The sequence below is a fragment of the Planococcus beijingensis genome (genome assembly GCF_016820615.1).
GTDB classification, from domain to species: Bacteria; Bacillota; Bacilli; order Bacillales_A; family Planococcaceae; genus Planococcus; species Planococcus notacanthi.
The window spans coordinates 173393-195494 of record NZ_JADHDZ010000001.1; the positions used below are offsets into that span (position 1 = coordinate 173393).

General features: G+C 45.4%; 19 protein-coding genes. 10 read left to right on the forward strand and 9 right to left on the reverse strand.

Annotated elements, in window-relative coordinates; all coding sequences use genetic code 11:
- Position 1: 1 nt before the first annotated feature.
- The 7 genes from IRE19_RS00915 to IRE19_RS00945 all read right to left on the reverse strand — a co-directional run bounded on the left by IRE19_RS00915 (position 2) and on the right by IRE19_RS00945 (position 6579).
- Positions 2-1528: a tripartite tricarboxylate transporter permease gene (locus IRE19_RS00915; protein ID WP_203338986.1), complete on the reverse strand. Its 1527-nt coding sequence runs from the start codon at positions 1526-1528 to the stop codon at positions 2-4.
- An 18-nt stretch (positions 1529-1546) separates the two neighbouring features.
- Positions 1547-1996 (reverse strand): tripartite tricarboxylate transporter TctB family protein, encoded by a 450-nt coding sequence (locus tag IRE19_RS00920; protein WP_203338987.1) that lies wholly within the window; start codon positions 1994-1996, stop codon positions 1547-1549.
- Between the two features lie 50 nt (positions 1997-2046).
- Positions 2047-3066, reverse strand: a complete 1020-nt coding sequence (locus IRE19_RS00925) for a Bug family tripartite tricarboxylate transporter substrate binding protein (protein WP_203338988.1) — start codon at positions 3064-3066, stop codon at positions 2047-2049.
- Positions 3067-3202: 136 nt separating this feature from the next.
- Positions 3203-3880, reverse strand: a complete 678-nt coding sequence (locus IRE19_RS00930) for a response regulator (RefSeq protein WP_432419925.1) — start codon at positions 3878-3880, stop codon at positions 3203-3205.
- A complete protein-coding gene (locus IRE19_RS00935) occupies positions 3873-5411 on the reverse strand; it encodes an ATP-binding protein (RefSeq protein ID WP_238943025.1) in 1539 nt (512 codons plus the stop codon). Before IRE19_RS00935 ends, IRE19_RS00930 begins: the two co-directional genes overlap by 8 nt.
- Positions 5412-5570: 159 nt before the next feature.
- Positions 5571-5711 carry a hypothetical protein gene (locus tag IRE19_RS00940; protein ID WP_185960000.1) on the reverse strand — a complete coding sequence of 47 codons (141 nt, stop codon included), beginning with the start codon at positions 5709-5711 and terminating at the stop codon, positions 5571-5573.
- Complete coding sequence (locus IRE19_RS00945; protein ID WP_203338991.1) at positions 5704-6579, reverse strand: MerR family transcriptional regulator; 876 nt, start codon at positions 6577-6579, stop codon at positions 5704-5706. Before IRE19_RS00945 ends, IRE19_RS00940 begins: the two co-directional genes overlap by 8 nt.
- A 500-nt stretch (positions 6580-7079) precedes the next feature.
- On the opposite strand from IRE19_RS00945, the gene IRE19_RS00950 reads away from it, so the two are divergent.
- Positions 7080-8561 (forward strand): aldehyde dehydrogenase family protein, encoded by a 1482-nt coding sequence (locus IRE19_RS00950; RefSeq protein ID WP_203339674.1) that lies wholly within the window; start codon positions 7080-7082, stop codon positions 8559-8561.
- 21 nt (positions 8562-8582) lie between these two features.
- A complete protein-coding gene (locus tag IRE19_RS00955) occupies positions 8583-9749 on the forward strand; it encodes a saccharopine dehydrogenase family protein (RefSeq protein WP_203338992.1) in 1167 nt (388 codons plus the stop codon).
- Between the two features lie 77 nt (positions 9750-9826).
- On the opposite strand, the gene IRE19_RS00960 is transcribed toward IRE19_RS00955, so the two are convergent.
- Positions 9827-10738: a diacylglycerol/lipid kinase family protein gene (locus IRE19_RS00960; RefSeq protein WP_203338993.1), complete on the reverse strand. Its 912-nt coding sequence runs from the start codon at positions 10736-10738 to the stop codon at positions 9827-9829.
- A gap of 93 nt (positions 10739-10831) precedes the next feature.
- Between IRE19_RS00960 and IRE19_RS00965 the strand changes: the two genes are divergently transcribed.
- The 5 genes from IRE19_RS00965 (at position 10832) to IRE19_RS00985 (ending at position 16835) form a co-directional block, all read left to right on the forward strand.
- Positions 10832-12013: an alanyl-tRNA editing protein gene (locus tag IRE19_RS00965; protein ID WP_203338994.1), complete on the forward strand. Its 1182-nt coding sequence runs from the start codon at positions 10832-10834 to the stop codon at positions 12011-12013.
- A gap of 68 nt (positions 12014-12081) precedes the next feature.
- Positions 12082-14238 (forward strand): beta-propeller domain-containing protein, encoded by a 2157-nt coding sequence (locus IRE19_RS00970; RefSeq protein WP_238943026.1) that lies wholly within the window; start codon positions 12082-12084, stop codon positions 14236-14238.
- 107 nt (positions 14239-14345) lie between these two features.
- Positions 14346-15485 carry a zinc-dependent alcohol dehydrogenase gene (locus IRE19_RS00975; protein WP_203338995.1) on the forward strand — a complete coding sequence of 380 codons (1140 nt, stop codon included), beginning with the start codon at positions 14346-14348 and terminating at the stop codon, positions 15483-15485.
- A 114-nt stretch (positions 15486-15599) separates the two neighbouring features.
- On the forward strand, positions 15600-16355 hold the full coding sequence (locus IRE19_RS00980) for a threonine/serine exporter family protein (protein WP_203338996.1): 756 nt from the start codon (positions 15600-15602) through the stop codon (positions 16353-16355).
- A 12-nt stretch (positions 16356-16367) separates the two neighbouring features.
- Positions 16368-16835 carry a threonine/serine exporter family protein gene (locus IRE19_RS00985; RefSeq protein WP_203338997.1) on the forward strand — a complete coding sequence of 156 codons (468 nt, stop codon included), beginning with the start codon at positions 16368-16370 and terminating at the stop codon, positions 16833-16835.
- Between the two features lie 314 nt (positions 16836-17149).
- On the opposite strand, the gene IRE19_RS00990 is transcribed toward IRE19_RS00985, so the two are convergent.
- Positions 17150-19156 (reverse strand): bifunctional diguanylate cyclase/phosphodiesterase, encoded by a 2007-nt coding sequence (locus IRE19_RS00990; RefSeq protein WP_203338998.1) that lies wholly within the window; start codon positions 19154-19156, stop codon positions 17150-17152.
- 166 nt (positions 19157-19322) lie between these two features.
- Here IRE19_RS00990 and IRE19_RS00995 point away from each other — a divergent pair, with 166 nt between their 5' ends.
- From IRE19_RS00995 to IRE19_RS01005, 3 genes are read left to right on the forward strand one after another with little or no spacing between them, the layout of a single operon-like run.
- The gene (locus tag IRE19_RS00995) at positions 19323-19856 is read left to right on the forward strand and encodes a copper resistance CopC family protein (protein WP_203338999.1); all 534 of its coding nucleotides are present in this window, start codon (positions 19323-19325) and stop codon (positions 19854-19856) included.
- Positions 19856-20914, forward strand: coding sequence for a copper resistance D family protein (locus tag IRE19_RS01000; protein WP_238943027.1), 1059 nt, complete (start codon positions 19856-19858; stop codon positions 20912-20914). The genes IRE19_RS00995 and IRE19_RS01000 overlap by 1 nt, the downstream gene beginning before the upstream one ends.
- Before the next feature lie 59 nt (positions 20915-20973).
- Complete coding sequence (locus tag IRE19_RS01005) at positions 20974-21888, forward strand: DMT family transporter (RefSeq protein WP_203339001.1); 915 nt, start codon at positions 20974-20976, stop codon at positions 21886-21888.
- The last annotated feature ends 214 nt before the right edge of the window (positions 21889-22102 follow it).

Sequence of the window (22102 nt, forward strand, 5' to 3'; positions counted from 1 at the left end):
ATCAATCTTCTTCATTCAAAACAATAGTGCGGCCTTTTAATTTCAGAAGCAAGGGAATCAGCAACCAAGCGGCAGCAACGATAAGCAGGATCAAAGACAATGGTTTAGTAAAGAAAATCATGAAATCACCATTTGAAATAGTTAAAGCTCTGCGCAGATTGTTTTCAATCATTGGCCCCAACACCAGAGCCAAAACGAGTGGTGCAACAGGAAAGTCGTTTTTGACCAGCAAGTAGCCTAGAATTCCGCAAGCAAGCAACAGGAAAAGGTCGAAAGTCGTGTATTGGACTGCATATACTCCAAAGAAAGAAATCGCGATAATGATTGGCAACAAATATTTTTTGGGCGTTTCAATGATTTTGGCGAATACTTTGACTAGCGGCATGTTCAGCACCAACAACATCAAGTTGCCGACAAACATGCTGGCGATAAGTCCCCATGCCACTTCAGGATGATCATCAAACAATAATGGGCCTGGTTGAATATTGTACATGATGAGTGCTCCCATTAGGATAGCAGTGGTTCCGGATCCGGGAATGCCTAATGTTAGGAGTGGAATCATGGCGCCGCCTGATGCAGCGTTATTCGCTGATTCAGGACCCGCGACACCTGCAATTGCCCCTGTCCCAAACTTTTCAGGAGTTTTGCTGAATTTTTTCTCGGCAATATAAGAGAAAAATGAAGCAAGAGTCGCTCCGGCGCCTGGAAGCACGCCAATAAAGAAGCCTAGAAGAGATCCTCGCATAATCGGTTTGACACTATCTTTCATATCCTGTTTTGTAGGAAGGATTCTGCCGATCTTAGCGATCGTACCATCTTCGTGTTCACGCTCTAGAATGGTCTTAAATACCTCGCCCAGTGCAAACAAACCGACTGCAATTGTTAGAAATTCAAGACCGGAATATAAAATTGGCAAATCGTAAGTAAACCGGGCAATTCCTGATACAGCATCGATGCCGATTGTTCCAAGCATCAATCCGAAAACAGTCATCATTAATGCCTTGGTCATGGACTTCCCAGCTAATCCGCTTACGGCAGCAAGACCAAGCAGCATAAGCGAAAAGTATTCGGCTGGGCCGAACTGGAGTGCCACATTGGACAGCGGTTCTGCCAATAATACGAGACCGATCAAAGATACGATCCCCGCTGCAAATGAACCGATTGCCGCAATCGATAAAGCGGCTCCTGCGCGTCCTTGACGGGCCATTTGATATCCGTCAAGTGTAGTGACAACAGAAGAAGATTCTCCCGGCGTGTTCAAAAGAATCGATGTAGTTGAGCCTCCGTACATGGCTCCATAATAGACTCCAGCCAATAAGATAATGGAGCTTGCGGCCGCCGCTTCTGTCGGCATGCCGGAAGTGATTGTAGCAGTCACTGGAATAAGGAGGGCTACGCCGCTCATTGGTCCAATACCCGGCAATACGCCAACTGCTGTTCCAATAAGAACCCCTACAAAGGCAAAGAGAATGTTCTGCCACTGGAATGCGATGCTGAATCCATCCATTAAAAATTGTAATGTACTCATTGCCATCCGCCTTTCGTTTTAAAATCCAGGGAATCCCGGTAGTGACCCGCCGAGAAATTCGGCGAAAAGATAATAGACACCAAATGAAAATGAGCCGGCAATGACAAGTGTCTGAAGCCATTTTCCACGTTCCATTGTTTGAAATGCTGTGACCAAAAATAAGAATGTCGTAATGACGTAGCCAAGCGGCTCTAAGAGGGCAGCATATAGAACAGCACTAAAGAAAATGATGAAAAACTTTTTGTATTTAATAGACTCCTCATTTTTAGTGACTGCTTCGTAGCGGAAAGTTTCATACAGCAATCGAGCACTTAAGAGAATCAATATACTTCCTAATCCGATCGGAAAGATGTCTGGCCCGACTTCTGAACCGTAGGAACTCTCGGATATTCGCTGGCTTTCTATGACAAATAGAAGGCCAATCAGTAAAAAAATAATGCCAGCAAATCGATCGAATGTTTTACTCATGGTCTTTCGCTCCTTTTAAATTAGAAAACGGCCGAAGCCGTTTTTTCTAATTATTTTTGCATATCAAGTGCAGTCAACAACTCAACAATCAATTCTTCTTGATTTTTTAAATATTCTTCGAAATCCTCACCGTTTTTGTATTCACTTTGCCAGCCGTTCTGTTCAAGCTCTTGCTGCCATTCTTCGCTGGCAGACATTTCTTCCAGTTTTTCTGACCAGTACTTGTATGCACTATCTGTCATGTTCTTAGGACCGAAAATGCCGCGCCAGATTGTGAATTCAGTGTCAATTCCTTCTTCTTTGAATGTGGGGATTTCACTAAGCTCGCCTTCCAAGCGTTCAGGAGCGCTTACTGCCAGTACTCGGACATCACCAGACTTCATATATTCCCCAATCGTAGATGCATCTGTTGCAATGACATCCGCATTGTCTCCAAGCAGTGCAGCAACAGCTTCGCCGCCGCCGTCATAAGAAACGTATTTCACTGATTTTGGATCGATGCCATATTCAAATGCCGGCAAAATACCAACCAAATGATCCATTGAACCGGGAGCAGAACCACCGGCGAATGTTACGGCTGTAGGATCAGCTTTTACAGCGTCGAGTACATCAGTCAATGTCTGAAACCCAGAGTCAGCACGAACAACAATCGCACCGTAATCGCGTGTCAACTGGGCAAGTGGGGTTGTATCCTTGTAGCCGTATGGACTATTTCCTTCAGCTTTGCTGTTATTGATGAGAATCGGCGGGGATTTCACCATGAGCATGTAGTCATTGTCGACTTCTTTCGTTGCATATTCCGCCATATAGACAGCTCCACCGCCACCCGGTTTATTTTCGACCATGATCGGCTCTTCAATCAAGCCTGAGTTATTCATCGTTTTTGCAATAGAGCGCGCAGTCAAATCCCAGCCTCCACCAGCTCCAGAAGGTGCCACGATGGTTAATCCGCGTTCTGGATAATCAGCCGAACCATTGTTATTTGCTTGAGAATTTTCTTCAGACGAACAAGCAGCAAGACCCACCGCTAAAATACCGGCAAGAGAAACAGAAATCATTTTTTTCAACATATAATTCATCCCCTTTTATAAAAGTAAAAAGACAGCGCTTTCAGCGCTGTCTTAAACTTATCAGAATATATGCCCAATTCGATGTTTACAGTCATAAGGTGGATACTGTACATACTGGTAATACTGTTCATAAAGTTCACTGGGCAGGAAAGTACCGTCTTTCCGGTCTTCCGATTGTGCCATAAAGCAATTCAGCTCTGGCTGCCTGGCCGGCTGTCAAGTGTTCGAGATAGCGGCGGGCGGTTGAACGGCTCATGCCACAGGCGATTCCCATTTCTTCGGCTGTTATCCCGTTTGGTGAATCATTCAACTTTTCTTTTATTTTAATCATGGTACTTGGATCGATTCCTTTTGGTGTAACTACTTGTTCCATATAAGATTCAGCGTTTTTATTCCACAATTGCTCTATGGATTGTTCATCCAAGGAATCTGATTTTTCAAGAGATACTCTTTTAGACTGATAATCGAGAAGGCTTTTCTGAAAACGGTCAAAAGTGAGAGGCTTGAGCATGTAATCGGAAACTCCGGCTCTAAAAGCTTTTTTGACAATGGACGTTTCGGAGGCGGCTGTAATAAAGATAATATCGGATTCAGGGCTTTCCAGTTTTATATACGGCAAAAGGTCAGTACCTTTCATATCGGGCAAGAATACATCCAGCAAAATTAGCTGCGGTTTCAACACCTGTATCCAATCTTTTGCTTCATCGCCATTATGTGCAGCACCTACTACTTGAAACCCTGGGATTCTCTCAATAAATCGCTTGTGTATATCTGCAATTCGCTTATCGTCTTCAATGATTAGAGTTTCAATCATATTCATTTCCTCCAGTCGGTATGGAAATAATAAATAGAGCACCGCCAAAATCGCCGTTTTCCATGGTTATTTCTCCTTGTAAATCGTGAACATTTTCTTGAACTTTTACTAGCCCATAGCCGCGGTCATCGCCGTTTTTTGTGGAGATCCGTTCTTTAAAAAGAGTGGGCAGGATGGAAGGGTCCAGTCCTTTTCCGGTATCTTCGACTTCAATTAAAATTTCATGGCCATTATCGACAAATAAGAGTCTGACCAACCGTTCATGTTCAGGCAAGTATTCAACGGCCTCGAAAGCATTCGTTACAAGATTGCCAAGAATCGATACAAATAAACTTTTTTCAAGATGGGATGGAAGCTTCTCTAAATAGCTGTCCTCATCGAGAAGAAACTTCACTTTCAATTCACGAGCCCTATTAAAAAGACCGATGACAATTCCGCCAAGCAGCGGATCCTGCAGCCGATTCGCGATAAACTGAACAAGTGATTGCTGTTCTTTTGTTTCGTTATGAATGAGTTCCATCGCTTCATCGAGTGAATTCAATTGAATCAATCCGGAAATAGTATAGAGGAAATTATGATGTTCATGAGTCTGCGAACGCAGTAAGTCTGCATATTGCCTAATTTGTGTCAGCTCATTGCGCAAACCATCCAAGTCTGACTGCAATCGGAAACTGGAAACCGCTCCAGCAATTTCATTGTCAATAACAATGGGGATGCGGTTGACTATTGTTTTCTTGCCGCGGATTGTCATGGGACGATCGAATTGCTGTTCACCTGTCAACAGGACTTGAGGGAGCAAAGTATTGGGCAGAACTTCGTCAATCAACTTTCCAATCAGGCTTTTTTCTTTCGGCAAAGACAGAACTTCATAGGCGGACGCATTAGCCATTGTGATTTCACCACTTTTGTTGACCATTATGATGCCTTCTCTTACAGATTCGATCAGTGTATTTCTTTCTATGAATAAACTTGCAATTTCTGCAGGTTCTAAACCAAATAATGTCTTTTTAATGTTTTTGGATAGAATCATTGAAGCGATTCCGCCAATAGCAATTGCAATTAACACAATAACTATAATAGAGTCTGCATACTGCAAAAAAATAGAAGTCATGTCTGTTTTCAAAAAGCCCACTGAAATAACACCGATTATATTATTTTGCTCATCAACTATAGGTGCTTTTCCTCGCAGAGCGGGACCCAACGAACCGACTGCTTCTGAAATATAAGATTCGCCTTTCAAAATAGCACGTTCATTATCGTCGCCGACCATTTTCTGGCCGATGCGATCTTCTAGGGGATGAGTGTAACGGATTCCTTCAGCGTTGCCGATAACAACATATTCAGCGCCTGTCTGATTTTGTACTTCATCAGCGATTGGTTGAAGTGAAGCATGAGGATCATCAAAAGCAAAACCCTGCACTATATCTGGACGATCGGCAGTGGTAACAGCAATGTTCAAAGCACGTTTTCCCATTTGTTCTTCAATGGCTTCTGAAATCGTAAAATAAAACGACAACCCAGCCGAAATCATAATGAAGGCTACGAATAGGGCTCCATATAAAAAAATCCTTCGCTGCAAAGACATCTTGATATCACTCATTTCCAGTTCGTTGTCATAGTTAATGGGCTAATTATATAGTCATTGATATGAAAACTCCATGTTTTTAAGAAAAGAAAAAACGCAAAAGATTTACTTTTGCGTCAGTTCGTCTTGTTGTTCTTCGCAGTCAAAACAGACCAGTTCTCCATCAACATAAACTCCATCGAGAAATCCATCACGGCAATAGACGTCTTTACCACAATTGCTGCAAGGCCCGATGAGTTCACGCATCCTGTAAACCTTCAGCATAGACATACATGGCTTCTTTAAGATACTTGGCCAATCCTTCGCCATGCTGATCGATATTGTTGGCGAAACGGCTATCGGATGCATACAAGTCACCCAGGCCACGAAACATTTTCGGCGAACACTCATAGAAGCGGTTCAAAAGTGTATAGTAAGCCTTCATTTCCGTTTGGACAGGAGCAGCCTGTGGAGGCAAATGCATCAAACTGGCAACCGTATTGTAAATGCGGTCTCCTTCACGGTTGATTTCGTCCAAATCCTCTTCTTCTTTCTCCACTTTGACCGGTTCGCTGTAAGTTGCTGCAGCTTCAGGTTCTTCATGCAAAGCTGTTTCAACTGGAGCAATCGCAACGGCAACCGCTGAGTCCTCTTTGTCATAACTCGGTACAGCTTGATAAGCTTCCATCGGTGATTCACTCTGTTCTGGGACAGAAATATCCATGTCAGATTTGTGGTATTTCTTAAGCAGATCTTCCTGTTTTTGGCTTGTGAATGCGGAGAAACGTTCTGTATCCGACAAACTCTGCAACCCTTGCAGTTCCAGTTGAGTTTGCTGTGCATTTTCAATCAGACTTTCAATACGCTGTTTCTTTTGTTCAAGCAATCCAATGTGCTGGGACAATGCATATTCCTGGTCAAAGCCATCAGCCACAAGTTCCTGGATTTTCTTCAGCGAAAAATCCAATTCTTTCAAGAATAAAATCTGTTGAAGCAACTTCAAATCTTTTCCATTGTAGTAGCGGTAACGGTTGGTGCCGATATTAGACGGTTTCAATAAACCGATGCTGTCATAGTGATGGAGGGTCCGAACACTGACGCCCGCTATTTTTGCCACTTCTTGTACTTTGTACAATCTAATCACCTCTCTCTCTAAAATACACTATAACGCACCGTTAGTGTCAATAGTTTAAAGAAAAAGACATTAAAATGTTTGGTTCTGGTGCGGTAGTAAGGATTGAAAACGGAATTTCTACAAAATGAGCGAAACAAAGAAGAAAAAATTCTGTAAGTCACTTTTTTGTTTTCTAGGCTGAGATGGGGTGTTTGTAAATGAAGTTTTGAAATTTCTACCTCACCTAATGTCTTCTCTACATGAAGTATTTGTCTTCTAACATGAAAGTCCACTTTTTTTGCGTATGGAAGCTGGAAAGAATGGAGAAGGTGCAGGTGGCCAGCATAAATGTTCATGTAATAAAGGTGGAGCATAAAGTTTCTCCTCCAAAAACAAAAATTTAATCAATCCAAAGATAAAAAAACAGACATTTCAGAAATCTGATAGGTTTTTCTGGTTATCTGTGAAATAATGAAAATGAAAGCGTTCTCAAAAATAGAATGCGGGAAGGGGCAATGATGATGAAATTGACCAATTTCGTGAACGGACAGTGGCAACAGACAGAGCAGGCGGAATTCAGGCCTGTCTTGAATCCGGCAAATGGAGAAGAGTTGGCGCAAGTGCGGATGTCTACTGAACAGGATGTCGACTTGGCAGTACAAGCGGCTCTAAAAGCGCAGAAAAAATGGGCAAACGTGCCAGCTCCCAAACGTGCAGCTTATTTATATGAAATCGGGCGGCTGATGAAAGAACGAAAAGAGCAGCTGGCTCAAGTATTGACGAAAGAAATGGGGAAGGTCATCGAAGAAGGGCGCGGTGAAGTGCAGGAAGGAATTGATATGGCTTATTACATGGCTGGTGAAGGCAGGCGGTTATTTGGTGAAACGACACCATCAGAACTGGCGGATAAATTTGCCATGAGCATCCGTTCGCCAATCGGCGTCGTTGGATTGATCACGCCTTGGAATTTTCCAGTGGCAATTGCTACATGGAAGTCGTTTCCGGCGATCGTGGCAGGCAATACATTCGTCTGGAAACCGGCCACCGAAACGCCAATGATGGCTTACGAAATGGCGAAAATATTTGAAGAAGCCGGGCTTCCGGAAGGCGTCGCGAATATTGTCTTCGGGTCGGGCCAAGAAGTCGGGACAGCTCTTATTGAGCATGAAGGAGTCCGTGTCATTTCATTTACAGGATCTACAGAAACCGGGCGCAAAGTGGCAGAGGCAGGTGGCCGCAACCTGAAGAAAGTGTCGCTTGAAATGGGAGGCAAGAACGCCGTAATCGTCATGGAAGATGCTGATTTGGACTTGGCGGTGGAAGGGATTCTGTGGAGTGCATTCGGTACCGCCGGCCAGCGCTGTACGGCATGCAGCCGGGTGATTGTCCATGCAGATGTTAAAGAAGAGCTGCAGGAGCGTCTGCTGTCTAAGATGGAAGCGCTGACGATTGGAGATGGAATGGACGAATCCATCAAAGTAGGGCCGGTCATCAATCGCAAGGCACTTGAAAAAATCCATTCCTATATTGAAGTCGGCCGTCAGGAAGGAGCTACACTGCTGGTGGGCGGCGAGATCCTGACTGGGGGCATCTATGATAAAGGGAACTATTACGCTCCGACATTGTTTACGGATGTCAAGCCGGATATGCGCATTGCACAGGAAGAAATTTTCGGGCCCGTCGTGTCAATAATTGAAGTGTCAAGTTTCGAAGAGGCGATCGATGTCAACAATGGCGTGATTTATGGGTTATCCAGTTCCATTTACACCGCTGATGTGAATCGGGCATTCAAAGCGCAGCGTGATTTGGATACTGGAATCGTTTATATCAATGCTGGTACGACAGGAGCGGAAATCCACTTGCCGTTCGGCGGGACAAAAGGAACAGGCAACGGGCACCGCGATTCGGGAGTTGCTGCCTTAGATGTCTTTACTGAATGGAAAAGTGTCTATATCGATTACAGCGGAAAATTGCAGCGTGCTCAGATTGATAATGACATTTAATGGGGAAAGGGGATGCGGGAGATGAAAATCGTCGTATTAGGCGCAGGATTGATGGGTAAACAAGCGGCTCGGGACCTGGTTGAAGAAGAAGCGGTGGAACGGGTCTTTTTAGCGGATCGCAACATCAGCCAGGCAAAACTGTTCGGTGAGCAGCTTGGCAGCGATAAACTGGAAGTGCTGAAACTAGATGCTGCTGATGATGCTGCATTGGCAGAAACTATCAATAAAGGCGACATTGTCATCAATGCGTTATTTTATACTTTCAATGAAAAAGTGGCAGCCACCGCCCTTCAATGCGGGGTTCATGTTGTCGATTTGGGTGGCCATATTGGAGGTGCTACAGATGCTGTATTGGACATGCACGAAAAAGCCCTGCAACAAGGAGTCACGCTGATTCCTGACCTGGGCGTGGCTCCAGGAATGATCAATATCCTGACTGGCTATGGTGCCAGCAAACTGGACCAAGTATCAGATATACGGCTGTATGTTGGAGGCATCCCGCTTCACCCAGAACCGCCTCTTGAGTATAATCATGTCTTTTCATTGGAAGGGGTCTTTGACCATTACACAGATAAATCCCATGTCATTCGCGGCGGCAAGCTGTTGGAAGTTGAATCATTATCCGAAATCGAACATGTCACTTTTGAGGATTTTGGTGAACTGGAGGCCTTCCACACTTCGGGTGGGACTTCGACTTTGACGGATACCTTCAGTGATATCGATTCTTTGGAATACAAAACTTTGCGTTATAAGGGGCACGCTGAGAAATTTAAGCTGCTGGTGGATCTCGGTTTTACCGATCGCACGAAAACCGTGGAAGTGGATGGACGGGAAGTGAACCTTCGTACTGTTTTAAAAGCGGTGCTTGAACCGATAACAGCACTTGGAGACAAGCAGGATGCCGTCGTCTTGCGGGTTTTGGTATCAGGAGTGAAAGAAGGAGAGGAAATCACCTACGAATACAATATGGTGACCGTGAAAGATCCGAAGACGGGTGTAACGGCAATGGCCCGTGCGACTGCCTATACGATTTCAGTCGTAGCGCAGATGATCGGCAAAGGGATTATTGATAAACGGGGCGCCTATCCGCCGGAAATGATTGTCCCGGGAGATGCGTATATCGAAGAAATGGCCAAGCGCGGAGTAAACATTGAGGAGACTGTCCATCGTTCAGCTTTACAGAGTTGATGGATGCAGTTCTCGCCGTTTTAAAAGCGAACAGTGAAAAGGCAAGGTTCCTATTGGAATCGTGCCTTTTTTTCGGCTTATATCAGTTCTTCTGCTCGTTTGGGCACCAGCATTTTCAAACTGCCTGGCTGAATTTCGATATCGAGCGGCGTCTTTAAGTAGATCTCACCATCGGTATCGACATCCAATTCTTCCGTTGTTTTGATGGAAATGGATTTTCCTTGATAATGGACGATATGCTCCAGTTCTTCAGTCACCACTTCAGGCTGCGACAATGAAAACCATTCACGCAGTGCAGCCAAAGAAGATGTTTGGATAATAAATAGATCCAATAGGCCATCTGCCGGATCGATTGTGGCCAATGGGAAGTTATGCGTACCGATCGATTTGCCGTTCATGACAAGAACCAGCACGCCTTCTTCAGCATAGGTGATGCCATCAATCTTCAGCTGCACGGGGAATGGGTCTGCCTGTCGCATGGATTGCAGCGCACTCATAAAATAGCTCAGCTTACCATAACGCTCTTTTAGATGAGGATCAATATTTGAAGAAGCATCCGTGATCAGCCCGATGCCAGCAAAGTTAAGGAAAGACCCACCATTGATCCGACCCGTGTCGATATCCCTGAATTCCCCATTGATCAATTCTTCCGCTGCTAAATTCAAGTCTAAAGGGATATTCAAAGTGCGTGCAAAATCATTGCACGTGCCGCTTGGCAAGATAGCCATCGGAGGAGGGGCGGGAATAGCTGATAAGGCACGGACTGCAGAATGGACCGTCCCATCACCTCCAGCAATAAACAAAATGTCTGCATGGGTTGCAGCTGTCTGGCAGGCATTTTCGAACTCTTCGGGTGATTCAGTTTGGATAAGTTCGAGTGACTTGGAGGCTTCAGCCAAGTACGGAACGGCCATTCGCAGAACGGAGTCTATCGTAGACGCTCCTGCGTTGCCGTTATACAATAAAACGGAACGATTGAACTTAGGCATTTCATGTGCCCTCCTGTACTTCTATTTATATATCTATTCCCACTAATACAGATCCCGTAAACTATGGCGGACTACAAAAAATGAGGTGTCAGCATGACGATGAAATTATATTATCAGGATTCGGAGATTTCAGAAGCAATGGTAGAGGTGATAGAGACTGGAAAAGATCAAGCAGGCTTTTATGCTGTTTTGGACCAAAGCTGTTTCTATCCAGAAGGCGGCGGCCAACCGGCAGATACCGGCAACATCGGATCTGCAAACGTACTGGATGTCCAGACAGTGGAAGGAGAAATCCGCCATTATACCGATGTCGAGCTTCCAAAAGAACGTTTTGCTGCAAAATTGGACTGGCAAAAAAGATGGGATCATATGCAGCAGCATGCCGGGCAACATTTATTGAGCGCATTGTTTGAGGACGAATATGGCTTAAAAACCCAAAGTTTTCATTTAGGGCAAGAGCGTGTCTCCATCGATTTGGATTTGGATACAGTAACAAAAGAACAGCTGCTGGAAGTCGAAGAGATGGCCAACAAAACGATCAGCCGACGCCTCGTGATTTCCACAAAGTGGGTCAGTCCTGCAGAAGCCGAAGAATTAAAGTTGAGAAAGCCGCCGGCAGTTGAAGGCGACATCCGTTTGGTTGGAATTGATGGCATTGATCTGAATGCGTGCGGAGGCACTCATCCTAAAAATACGGCAGACATCGGCCTGTTGAAGATCATCTCCACAGAAAAAGCGAAAGGCGGCACACGGGTTTATTTTCTATGCGGCAATCGGGCTTTAACGTATTTTAACTTTTTGATGGACACCACTGACAAATTGGTTGTTCAGTTGAATGCGCCGTCTTCTGAATTGTCCGAAGCTGCCGGGGCTTTGCTGGCTGAAAAAGCCACAGCTGATAAAACAATCAAAACCTTGCAGGAACAATTATTGAATCTGGAAGCGGAAGCGATTCTTCCAGACAATGGCGTTGTCGAAAAATTGTTTGAAGACCGGCCGATCAAAGAGCTGCAACAGCTCGCCCGTTATGTAATCAGCCGGCATCATGCGGCGACCGGGCTGTTTATCAGCCGTTCAGGGGATGATGTGCGTTTTGTTTGTGCAAAAGGTGAACAGGCGCCGGGCGATATGCGGGAAGTGCTGAAGCAACTGCTGGCATTGACGGATGGGAAAGGCGGCGGCAATCCTCAGTTTGCACAAGGCGGTGGCAAGACTGCTGAAGCACCAGAAAGATTCCAGGAGATTTTTCGGACAATGGTAAAGAATTTCGGATAAACTGTGTAACTTTTCCAGCGGATTGCTGTCTAATGGGAAAAGGGATGTCTGAAAGGGTGTGAAGCATCATGAAGAAGAAAATCTGGGCCATTGCAGCTGTCGTGGCTACAGCGCTTATTCTAGCTTTTGTTTTTCTCAATGATAAGGTGTCGGTGAGCGCATCTCCGGTGGCGTTAGCGGAGCAGGGCTGGAAAGCTAATTTTTCTTCTGCACTTCAGCAGGATGCTGTAAATAACGGCGATCTGTACATCACGGATGCAGAAGGTGAAAACATAGCTGCCGAAATGATCATCCACGCCAATGGCAAGACTTTGGAAGTGCCGGGGCTGGCCACAGGCGAATATCGATTGCATATCAAAAAAAAGGCCTTACAAAACAGTTTTGTAAAAAGCTTAGCAGCTACTGAAATAACGTTCGTTGTTCAGGAACAATTGGAAAAGCTGTCAGAGGAAGAAGAGCTGCGCATGTACTTTTCCCGGCTGATGGAAATGCAGCGAAATAATCCGCGATACGGTGGGGCGGTTGCAGAAAACAGTGAAGAGACGGCCGAATCCTCCGACTCTGCAGCAGGCGAAGCTGAAGGTTCTGGTGGAGGTCATTCAAGCACCAATAATCAGGTGGATGGGGTGGATGAAGCGGACTTGGTGAAAACGGATGGTTCGTATGTCTACTCGATCAGTGAGTCTCGAGTGGTGATTTCGGATGTCCGAAATCCGCAGGGAATGACAGTGGCTGCCGAGCTGCCATTTACAGAAGAAACTTATCCGCAGCAGCTTTTCTTATCAGGCGACACCTTGGTGGTTATGGGCAGCCGCTTTTCTGCCATGCCAACAGATGACTTCCAGCTGCCGGAGAACCAGTTGCCGCATTTGAACGTCACATCTGTTTCTTTATACGATGTCAGCAAGCCCACTTCACCTCAGCTGATCCGCGAGTTTGGCAGTGAAGGGAATTTGAACGGTGCAAGGCTGACGAACAATGTCCTTTACTTTGTCACCAATGTTTACCCGGATTATTGGATCTTGGAAGAACAGGGTGAGCCTGAACTCCGGCCGCATCACTATGATTCGAAAGAAGGCGGGACCCTTCAACCGCTCCCTTACGACAGTATCGCGATTCTGCCTGGAACGATGGAAGGCAGTTATAGCGTCATCACGGCGATCGACCTTGCTGCACCTGAAACCAACGACATTTCGACAGAAGGTTTTTTGGGCGGCAGTGAGCAGCTTTACATGAATGAAGAAAATCTGTATCTGACCGCTTCTGCCTATGTTCCGTTGGATGATGAATCGGTACGGAGCGGCAGAGAAACAATGATTTGGATTCCGGAACAAGCCAATACCGAGATTTTTAAATTCGGGCTGAACGGGACGGCTGTGGAGTTCCTGGCTTCTTCAGAAATAACGGGCTCTCTGCTTAACCAATTTTCCATGGATGAGCACAACGGCTATTTCCGAGCGGTGACCACAGAAGGGATTGCTTGGGATCTCACCACACCATCGAAAAATCATCTGTTCGTTCTGGATGGCCAAATGAACCAGGTTGGATCAGTGGAAGATTTGGCGCCTGGAGAACGGATTTATTCCGCTCGCTTTATTGGAGATAAGGCTTATATGGTGACTTTCAAAGAAACCGATCCCCTTTTCGTTATTGATATTTCGGCGCCTTCTTCTCCGCAAGTGCTAGGAGAATTGAAAATACCGGGCTTCTCAAATTACTTGCATCCTTTGGATGACAATCATTTGATTGGTTTCGGCTATGATACGAAACTGGTGCCTGAAAAAAATGGAGAACCGCGCGTAGTCACAGGGGGCATGAAAATTTCTTTGTTTGACGTCAGTAACTTTAATGCCCCAGTAGAGAAAGATACGGAAATCATTGGAGGGGCAGGCACTTACTCAGCGCTTCAATACGACCATAAAGCGCTGTTTACGCATAAGGAGAAAAACTTGTTCGGTTTTCCAGCTGCCATTTATAAAGAGACTACAGGCGATTACGTGGAATTTGAAGGCGAAGGTGCGTTGATCTACACCATCACGGCACAAGGCATTTCACAAACCGCAAGCTTGGTCGAACAAACCGACAATCAGTACGAAGATTGGAACACTGCTGTACAGCGGATCCTCTATGTCGGTGACACGCTTTATACAGTCGCGAATGGTGAAATTAAGAGCTATGGTCTGGAGACATTTGAACCCATCAGCATTCTGAAATTTGATCAGTAGCAAAAAAGAGGCGGATTTTTATCCGTCTCTTTTTTTATATATGTTTTTAATTAGCAGAAAAAGGGAAGTTGAGAAGTATTCTGAAAACTATAAATGGAGGGATATTGATGAAAGCCGTAACATTCCAAGGAACCAAAAACATGCAGGTGAAAGAAGTAAGAGATCCTGAAATCCAGAAAAATGATGATATCATCGTAAAAATAACTTCCACGGCTATATGCGGAACAGATTTGCATATTTATCAAGGCGCTTTGCCGACAACAAAAGATACAGTCATTGGGCATGAACCGATGGGGATTGTCGAAGAAGTAGGGCCAGGCGTCACCAAGGTGAAAAAAGGAGATCGCATCGTACTTCCTTTCAACGTCAGCTGTGGCCATTGTTTTTATTGCAGCCATGAAATGGAGAGCCAGTGTGATAATTCAAATGGCAACCCCCATTTCGACACAGGCGGCTATTTCGGCTTAACGGAACGCTATGGAGATTATTCTGGTGGACAAGCTGAATATTTGCGTGTACCTTACGGAAATTTCATGCCACTTGTCATCCCCGAATCCTCTGAGTTGGAAGATGAATCACTCCTGTTCCTGTCTGACGTTCTGCCGACTGCTTGGTGGAGTGTCGAAAACGCAGGAGTAAAAAAAGGCGACACGGTTGTTGTGTTAGGCTGTGGTCCTATTGGACTCATGACACAGAAATTCGCCTGGATGCAAGGCGCCAGCCGCGTAATTGCGGTGGATGAAATTCCTTACCGGATGGAACTTGCTAAAAAAATGAACAACGTCGAAATTGTTGATTTCAGTAAACATGACAACACAGGTGCATTAATCCATGAAATCACGCAAGGCGGGGCGAATGTGGTCATCGATTGCGTAGGGATGGATGGCAAGAAATCACCAGCAGAAGCAGCGCAGCAAAAATTGATGCTGCAAGGTGGTACTCTCAGTGCGATTGATATTGCAAAAGATGCCGTCGGCAAATTCGGAACCATTCAATTGACGGGCGTTTACGGATTGACTTACAATCAATTTCCATTAGGCAATATATTTGAACGGAACGTCACCATGAAAATGGGGCAGGCTCCAGTTATTCACCTAATGCCGATGCTGTACAAAAAAATCGAAAACGGAGAATTCGATCCGCGTGAAATCATTTCACATATTGTGCCACTGGAAAGTGCCGCAGACGCATATCAGATTTTCAACGACCATCAGGATAATTGTACAAAAGTCGTCTTGAAACCATAACTGTCGATTCATCTCCAACACACCATTAAACGCCCCGACGACCTGGGGCGTTTAATTTTTTGTCTATGTGCGTTATGATGAGTACAGAAACCGACCGCGAGAGGAGAGAGACATGTGGCGCAAATAGGAGAGACCCGGCGCGAACTCGCGTTGGATTGTTTTTTGCTGGCGGGCAGAATCATGATGGAGAGCGGGGCCGAAACCTATCGAGTCGAGGACACAATGATCCGGATGGCGGTATCGCAAAATATGGTGAACTCCCATTGCTTTGTTACACCAACAGGCATCATGTTTTCTCCAAGTGAAGAGCTGGCAACACGATTTGTTCGAATCAATAACCGGAGCACCGATTTGGAACGGGTGGCACTCGTCAATTCCGTTTCACGAAACCTGGTGTCCGGTGAATATACATTGCAACAGGCTTATGATGAAATGCTGATGATTGATCAAACCAATTATCGATCCAGTATATGGGTGCAGACACTGGCCGCTTCAGTGGCGAGTGCCTGTTTTTTTATTTTATTGGGCGGCAGTTGGATCAACCTTCCATTTGCTTTTGTAATCGGAGGAATCGGCTTTATCATTGTGGAAAAGATCCTGGAAGAAACGCGTGTTAAGATATTTGCTGAATTTATCGGGGCTTTTGTAATCGGGATACTTGCATCCCTCGCTGTCTATTCAGGGGTTGCGACCAATTTGGATACGCTGATCATCGGTTCTATCATGCCGCTCGTTCCGGGCTTATTGATTACAAATGCTGTACGGGATTTGATGGCGGGCCATTTTGTATCCGGCTTGTCCAAGGGAGCTGAGGCATTTTTGACGGCCTTTGCCATCGGTGCAGGAATCGCTTTAGTCATATCGTTTTAAGGAGGAAATCAAATGAATTGGCCATTGGAAGCGCTACTTAGTTTTTTGGCGGCAGGCGCATTTGGCGTCATCTTCAATGCCCCGCGCCGGACCCTGGTCAGTTGTGGACTGGTGGGCATGAGCGGATGGCTCATTTACCGCAGCTTCTTTCTGATCTTTGATGATTCGGTCCAAGCCTCTTTTGCTGGAGCCTTTGCTGTTTCAATTGTGGCACATTTGCTGGCGAAGAAGTTCCGCATGCCCATGATCATATTCAGTATCGCGGGAATCATTCCATTGGTTCCGGGAAGCAAGGCATACAACGCCATGCGCAACATCGTTGAAAACAATTACCTGGAAGCTATCGCTTTCGCATCCGAAGCGTTAATGATCTCCGGAGCTGTGGCAATGGGACTGGTTTTTGCAGAAGTGATGATGCAACTGTTCTTCAAGCGGCAGGCAAAAAGAATACAAAGAAAAATGGGCCTGACACAAGAGTGATTCTTGTTAGTCAGACCCATTTTTAATTTGTGGAAATGAGAGATTGAACAGGCGTTTCCGCTTTTCTTTGTGTCCAGCTCCAGCAGCCAGCTCCTCGAGTCGCTTCATCCTTACCAGCAATGGCTGAAAAATGCCATTACTGGTAAGGATTCCAGCGCTTGTCGGGGCTAAACGGCTGCTTCCGCTTTTCTTTGTCCAGCTCCAGCGCCTAGCTCTTTGGGTCATAAGCCAACCCAGCTGCCGTGGCAAAAAACGCCACTCTGCTGGTCTGTCTTATGCCCGGCAGAGCTACACAGGCGCTTCCGCTTTTCTAGCTAGTTCAACCATTTCTCCAAATCTGCTGCTGTCATCGGGTGGCCGATGATGTAGCCTTGAAGGCTGTCGCAGCCCATGGCGCGCAACAGTTCAAACTGTTCATTGGTTTCAACGCCTTCAGCGGTTACTTGGAAGTCGAGTGATTTGCCGAACTGAATCATGCCGTTGATCAGTTTTTGTATTTTTTCCTGTTTAGTGATGGATTGAATAATCGTTTGATCTATTTTTAATGAAGAAATTGGCAGCATAAGCATATAGCGGAATGAGGCGTAACCTGTTCCGAAGTCATCTAACGCAAAACTGATGCCTTCTTGTTGAAGAGTCTTCATTTGAGACATAATCGAACGTTCCGCTTCTGCTTCAAGTGCAAATTTCTCTGTGATCTCGATCATCAACGAACTTGCTTTGCAGTCATTGATTTTTAATTGTTCAAGTACCATCTTCGCCATGTCTTTGTCTCTGAACTCACGGATAGAAGAGTTGATGCTGATTTGCAAGTCGATGTCCTTGTTTTGCCATTCTTTTAATTGACGGCAGGCAGTTTCGACGACAAAGCTGCCGATTTCATTGATCAAGCCATTTTCTTCAGCAATCGGAATCAGTTCGTCCGGTGTAATGACACCGATTTCCGAATCAGTCCAACGCACCAATGCTTCTACGCGCTCCACTTTGCCGTTGTTCAAATTGACCTGCGGCTGGTAGAGGAGCTGTAAGTTCTTGCGGTCCAAAGCATAGATGAGCCGTTTTTCGATAAATGCTTTACGGTTCAGCCGCTCGTGGTCATCAGATGTCAGTGCGGCAATGGCACTGCCTCCACGGTCTTTCACTTTTTTGATGGTCGCATAGGAAGCTTTGATCAAATGCATGAAATTCTGCTGATCTTCAGGATATTTCGTGATGGCACCGCTGATGGTCATTGGCACTGCTGTACCTTGAAGGTAAATCGGGTGCTGCTTCAGGTAATGAAGGAAGCCTTCGATAAACCAGTTGCTCAACGGTGTAACCAGTGCAAATTCGTGCAGGCCAGCACGCGTGATGATCGAATCGGAAAAATACATCCGCAGGCGCTTAGTGAACTCGATGAGCAGCTCGTTTTCTGTATCCGTATCCGAGACGTCGCGCAATGTGTAAAAACGGTCAATATCCAGGAAAACAAAGGAGAAATGACGTTCTTCCTCTATGTGTTCATTCACGACCTGTTCAAGGCGATGGCGATTCTCAAGGCCGGTGACCGGATCAATAAAAGCAATTTCTTCGAGATGCTGCTGGGCTTTCTTGTTGGCGGTTATGTCTTTTTCCAGGAAAATGTAATAAGTATCATCACCGGAAAGCTGCATCGGGATGGCCGTTAAGTCCACCCAGTAGATTTCTCCACCTTTTTTTACTTTTTTCGCTTCACCGTTCCAGACATTTCCTTGTCTGAGAGAGGACAAAATCGAATCGACAAACTGAACGTCTTCTTCACTGTCTCCAAACATATGCCAAACAGGCTTGCCCAAAATACGTTTTGGTGTCCACTTGCTCAACTTCAAAAACAGTGGGTTCGCATAGGTAATCAAAAATTCCTGATCGAAATAAAGCAGCATGAAAGAGTCGTCCAGACCGTTCCGCAAATGGTTTAATTCTTTAGCGGGAGAACCGTCTTCATCGGTTTCGTCCAGTTCGTAGATGGTCATGACATACTGCTCGTCGTCGGCTGTATAGGATTTGGCTACAACTGTTGTATATGCTTTTACTCCGTCGCCCATTTCGATTTCCACATCTTCAAATCTGACCGGTTCCTTAGTCTTTAGTAACTTGTCCCAGGACTGCTTGTTCAACGCTGCTTTTTCGGGATTCATATAAGGAGAGAGCTGTCCTTTGACAGCTTCGGATTCTATTTGGAAAACACGTTCAGCATGCTGATTGCACCATGCAATGAACCCATTTTTATCTATGATGATGATGGGGAATGGAATATGGTTGAAAACGAGGGTATCGGCTAATTTTCCTTGCAATTCGCTCATTCTTTGACGCTCCTTAACCGTAGTCTATTCTTATTATAGAGAAGAAAAGGTCTATCGTCATCCTTTTCAAAATAATCTCTATGACAAGTTCATGGTTTTTTCACTATCCTTTAGCCGATAATCGTGAGAGAATAGGCATAAATCATAAGAAAATTGAGGTAAGAGTATGTTAAAGAAAATTTTTGTATTATTATTCCTGATTTTTATAATTCCTTTTTCAACTCTGGCACATACGACTCTATTGTCATCGACACCTGCTGAAGGTGAAAATTTGACGGAAGCCTTAAAAGAGGCGGAACTGGTTTTTGGAACAAGAATTGAAGAGGGCAGTACGATGACAATTGAAGGAGAAAACGGTTCTTTTGAATTCGACAGTATTGCTATTGAAGGTGATACAATGAACGGCATTTTCAGTGAAACCTTGGAAAATGGATCTTATCGTATTCTTTGGAATATCATTGGAGAAGATGGACACCCGATAGAAGGGGAAATCGCTTTTGGGGTAACTGTTGAAGAAGAGGAAGCTCCGGTTGCCGCTGAAACAGCCGAAGAGCCGGCAGAGGAATCTGCGGCACCTTCAGAAGAAGTGGCAGAACAACAGCCTGAAGAAGGCGGCAATTTACTGGTAACGATTCTGCTTGTGGCGGCTGCTGTTTTGGTCGTCTACGGAATCTTTAAGTTGCTCAAGAAGAAAAAATGATGTCTTTCTCCGCAATTGCCGATGTCTTGCTGTATGTCGCTTTTTCGTATCTCGCAGGCTCGATTGTACTCCAGTTTATCCCGGATGACCGAAAGCCATCGCTATCCACTTCCAAAATTCTGCTGCTGCTCAGTACGGCTGGTGTTATTGTGCTGTCCTTTATGCCGGTCTATGAATTGGCTTTATTCCTGCAGAGCAGCCAAGGATGGGGCGAGGCTTATCAGAATGCCATTACCGGGTTCCGGGTAGGGCAAGGCTGGCTGATCACGGTGCTGCTCAGCATCATTTTGGGAATCTCCATCTATTTGGGGGGCAGCCGGTATATTCAGGCGCTGTACTTATTTTTACTTATTTTGACCGTGGGCTTTTACAGCCACATTTCCACGCTTGATTTGTGGGCCGGCTTCGCTCTTCATTCCATCCATGTTCTTTTCATGGCAATGTGGGCGGGGGTTCTGCTCCATGTAGGCTGGTTCGCAAAAGATGGCTCAAATTGGCGGCGCTTTCTGTCCTGGTTTACGCCTTTTGCGTTTTTCTGTGTGGCAGCCGTCATAGGCAGCGGCATTATTATTATGTTCTTTTTTGTAGCGCCGGCCGATTATGCGAATTCCTGGGCATTGCCTTATGGCCAATTGCTGTTGCTGAAGCACCTAAGCATTATTCCGGTGCTGTTGGCGGCTTTGATCAATGGCTTTCTCAATAAGCAAAAAGTTTTCCGGCAGTCTTGGCTAAAACTTGAAAGTACCCTGTTGCTGCTTGTTTTTGTTTTTACTGCATTTATGAGCAAACAAGCTCCTCCTCATGACGTTAATGACACACTGCGGATTGAAGGCGGAGCTTGGTTTTTGGAGGGATTGGCGGGACCATTATATATCCCGCTGGCAGCCGGATTGGATTGGACATTGAACGGCTCACTGCTGATGGGGCTTGGCTTGCTGCTCTTGGCTATGATGCTGTTAAGTTTTTTCCGACAGCTGAATGCCTGGCTGTCCTTGCTGTTCAGTCTCGGCTTTATCATTTGTTTCTACGTGGGCTTAATGATGAATCTGTCATTTTAACTAATGAATGGCCAATCTTTCGGGATTGGTTTTTCTATTGGAAGGAAAGGAGAGTTGATATGGAACGTCTAAAAGGAATAGCCATGATATTAATCGGAGCGATGCTGTGGGGAGCCTCGGGTCCTTTGATGGAATGGACCATGGAAGTTTACGGGATTTCCGTTCCATTTCTTTTAACTATACGATTGACGGTGGCGGGCCTTTTCCTGCTTCTTTTCTTGAAGCTGAAAGGCGTGCGAATTACGGCCATTTTCCGCAATAAAATGTGGATCCGGCCTTTGCTGATATTTTCCGTATTGGGAATGTTGGGTGTCCAGTATAGTTTTGTCGCTGCCATCGAAGCAAGCAATGCAGTAGTCGCCACTTTGATGCAATTTTTGGCGCCTGTCTATATTATTGCTTTTGTTTCTCTAACCCATAAAAAAATGCCGCCGGTCTACCAAATTATCGGAATGGCAGGAACATTAGCGGGATTGTTCCTGTTGCTGACCAATGGCAGGCCTGACCAACTGATTATTAGCGGAGAAGCATTTTTCTGGGGAATTCTCGTCGGACTGGCTTTCACATTTTATACGCTTTACCCTGCACAGCTTATGCAGGAATGGGGCGTCCTGCTCGTTGTCGGCTGGTCGATGCTTTTTGGCGGAATTTTTTTAGGGCTGATAAATCCTATCTTCCTTTCAGATGAATGGCCGATCTTGGCCCAATGGCCGGTAATTGGATCCATATGTGCCATTATTGTCGTCGGCACAGCTGCCTTTATCTTGTTTCTAAGCAGCATGCGCTACATTACGGCCGTCGAAACCAGCATTCTTTCATCCATGGAACCGTTGACGGCAATGGTCATCTCCGTGTTCTGGTTCGGGCAGGTGCTGTCGCCGATTCAATTGTTTGGGGCATTCGCCATGCTGGTGTTTGTCACCTGGTTGTCGCTTGCCGGCAATCCAAAGAAGAAAACTGCACAGGTGAATTAGCATAAGGATTCGGTTCTTTGGCGCGGATCAATATGATCAATAAAAGCAAAATGGTAAGGAATGATACCTATCACCTGAAAAAGCGATGCCCCTTAAAAAGGCATCGCTTTTCTGGCTTATTCCGCTATAGCGATCAAAAGGAATGAAGAATCGGGCTGCTTGATGTTTTGCTTTAAAATAGAAATTCCTATTCGATATCTGAAAATTATGGCAT

Excerpts from the sequence above, each read along its gene's own strand:
- IRE19_RS00915 (WP_203338986.1), bottom strand. The coding sequence starts at position 1,528 with ATGAGTACATTACAATTTTTAATGGATGGATTCAGCATCGCATTCCAG.
- IRE19_RS00920 (WP_203338987.1), bottom strand. The coding sequence starts at position 1,996 with ATGAGTAAAACATTCGATCGATTTGCTGGCATTATTTTTTTACTGATT.
- IRE19_RS00925 (WP_203338988.1), bottom strand. The coding sequence starts at position 3,066 with ATGTTGAAAAAAATGATTTCTGTTTCTCTTGCCGGTATTTTAGCGGTG.
- IRE19_RS00930 (WP_432419925.1), bottom strand. The coding sequence starts at position 3,880 with ATGATTGAAACTCTAATCATTGAAGACGATAAGCGAATTGCAGATATA.
- IRE19_RS00935 (WP_238943025.1), bottom strand. The coding sequence starts at position 5,411 with ATGATTTCGGCTGGGTTGTCGTTTTATTTTACGATTTCAGAAGCCATT.
- IRE19_RS00940 (WP_185960000.1), bottom strand. The coding sequence starts at position 5,711 with ATGCGTGAACTCATCGGGCCTTGCAGCAATTGTGGTAAAGACGTCTAT.
- IRE19_RS00950 (WP_203339674.1), top strand. The coding sequence starts at position 7,080 with ATGAAATTGACCAATTTCGTGAACGGACAGTGGCAACAGACAGAGCAG.
- IRE19_RS00955 (WP_203338992.1), top strand. The coding sequence starts at position 8,583 with ATGAAAATCGTCGTATTAGGCGCAGGATTGATGGGTAAACAAGCGGCT.
- IRE19_RS00960 (WP_203338993.1), bottom strand. The coding sequence starts at position 10,738 with ATGCCTAAGTTCAATCGTTCCGTTTTATTGTATAACGGCAACGCAGGA.
- IRE19_RS00965 (WP_203338994.1), top strand. The coding sequence starts at position 10,832 with ATGACGATGAAATTATATTATCAGGATTCGGAGATTTCAGAAGCAATG.
- IRE19_RS00970 (WP_238943026.1), top strand. The coding sequence starts at position 12,082 with ATGAAGAAGAAAATCTGGGCCATTGCAGCTGTCGTGGCTACAGCGCTT.
- IRE19_RS00975 (WP_203338995.1), top strand. The coding sequence starts at position 14,346 with ATGAAAGCCGTAACATTCCAAGGAACCAAAAACATGCAGGTGAAAGAA.
- IRE19_RS00985 (WP_203338997.1), top strand. The coding sequence starts at position 16,368 with ATGAATTGGCCATTGGAAGCGCTACTTAGTTTTTTGGCGGCAGGCGCA.
- IRE19_RS00990 (WP_203338998.1), bottom strand. The coding sequence starts at position 19,156 with ATGAGCGAATTGCAAGGAAAATTAGCCGATACCCTCGTTTTCAACCAT.
- IRE19_RS00995 (WP_203338999.1), top strand. The coding sequence starts at position 19,323 with ATGTTAAAGAAAATTTTTGTATTATTATTCCTGATTTTTATAATTCCT.
- IRE19_RS01000 (WP_238943027.1), top strand. The coding sequence starts at position 19,856 with ATGTCTTTCTCCGCAATTGCCGATGTCTTGCTGTATGTCGCTTTTTCG.
- IRE19_RS01005 (WP_203339001.1), top strand. The coding sequence starts at position 20,974 with ATGGAACGTCTAAAAGGAATAGCCATGATATTAATCGGAGCGATGCTG.